Raw genomic sequence first — 1798 nt, forward strand, 5'->3', positions numbered from 1 at the left:
TCACTATAAAGACAATCAAGTGCTGGCCGAGGTCGGCGCGCTACTTGGAGGTTAGATAAATGAGCGAGATAAAGATCTTAGAAGAGAAGTCGAAATCAAAACGCAAACCGATCATGGCCGATACGCTTCAGGAAGTCATGGATGACGTGAGATGTCCAAGCGGCTTTTTGGAGTGCATGCAGTGCGCAACCTGCACGGCCTCCTGCCCGGCCGCCCGCATCTACGAGTTCAATCCCCGCGAGATGATGAGGGAACTCTATGAAGGCAACCTAGAGGAGCTGCTTAAAGGGGATCGCATCTGGGAGTGCGGCCAGTGCTATACCTGTCAGTCTAGGTGTCCGCGCGGCAATAACCCCGGCCAGGTCATCATGATCCTGCGCCACCTTTCTTGTCTTCGTGGCTATGGCCTTAAGAAGATCCCGTATGCCACCGTCCTTCTCTGGAGCCTCTACAACCGGGGCTACGGATTCGGTCCCGATCTGGTCTGGGACGACTTCATCGATGAGTTCGGCAAGGATACAGTTGAGATGTGGAAGAACATGAAAGAGATCAGAAAGGAGCTCGGCTATCTTCCCGAAGACGCCCGCCAGGTCCCCATCTCCGACGAGGCCATCAAGGAGCTTCAAATAATACTGGACGAGACCTTCTTTAAGGCCTTTCGTGATAAGTTTGAGACCGAAGGCGTCTCGCTGGAGGAGTTCGTCAAAGAACTGGGCCCGTTCGACTACTTCAAGCCGGCCTGGAAGAATGAAGGAGGAGATAAATAATGCAACAGACCAGAGTGCCCCTGCTTCACGGGGATAAGGATATCGTCAAGGATAATTACTACCTCTTCAAGAGCTGCATCATGAGCAGCCTCTTTCCGGGGGTGGATTGCTCAATCAGGTTCATCTTGAACAAGCTAGGCTGCGACTACACCGAAAATCCCGATCAGACATGCTGCAGTGGTTTTGGCTATCACTGCGACGTGATCCCTTGGGATACCAACGTGACGATTGCCGCCAGAAACTTTGCCCTGATGGAGGCGGAAGAGAAGAACAAGAACGCCATCTGCGTCTGCCCCACCTCCTACGGCAACATCAAGGAGTGCAAGGAGCACCTCGATCATCATGAGAACGAGAGGGAGGCGGCCAACAAGATACTGGCCAAATTCGGCAAGGAATATAAGGGCGACGCTCAGGTCTTCCATGCGACCGAAGCCTTCTACGCTCATCGGGAAAAACTGAAAGAGATGGCCAAGTATTCACTGGATGGCCTCCGTATAGCCACTCACCATGGCTGCCATTACACCAAGATCTTCTACTCGGATGTGGCGACCGGCGACTGGGAGCACCCCATCGTCTTGGATAAGATCGCGCAAGTCTTCGGGGCGACTCCGGTCGATTATACCGAAAAGACCCTCTGCTGCGGCATGGGTTTTCGTCATACCTTGCTCAATCGCGACTACTCCAGGACGGTCATGCTGAGAAAACTTCGCAGCATGAAGGCGAAGAAACCAGATCTCCTTCTGGTCCAATGCCCCGGCTGTTCGCTCAACCTGGACTACTATCAGAAGCCGCTCACCGAGCTTGCCGGCGAGGAGTTCAACATCCCGGTCCTAAATTATGCTCAGCTCATCACCCTGGTGCTTGGCGGCGATCCGGTCAAGGATCTGGGGATTAAGACCCATAACGTAAATGTCATGCCCTTCATCGAGAAGGTCCACAAGAACAAGATATAAGGGAGGGAAGACTCTTCATGGAAGCATTAAAACTAGATACCTCATTTGCAAGGGAGATAAAGGAGGAGTGCGGGGTCG

The 1798-nt window shown here is 52.9% G+C and carries 2 protein-coding genes; both read left to right on the top strand.

Annotation, left to right across the window (positions count from 1 at the left end):
- The first annotated feature begins 59 nt into the window (after positions 1–59).
- Positions 60–767, top strand: coding sequence for a 4Fe-4S dicluster domain-containing protein (locus QMD53_07145; GenBank protein ID MDI6800411.1), 708 nt, complete (start codon positions 60–62; stop codon positions 765–767).
- Positions 767–1720, top strand: coding sequence for a CoB--CoM heterodisulfide reductase iron-sulfur subunit B family protein (locus QMD53_07150; protein ID MDI6800412.1), 954 nt, complete (start codon positions 767–769; stop codon positions 1718–1720). Before QMD53_07145 ends, QMD53_07150 begins: the two co-directional genes overlap by 1 nt.
- The last annotated feature ends 78 nt before the right edge of the window (positions 1721–1798 follow it).

The organism is Actinomycetota bacterium, assembly GCA_030017835.1.
Classification (GTDB): domain Bacteria; phylum Actinomycetota; class Aquicultoria; order UBA3085; family Oleimmundimicrobiaceae; genus Yes70-04.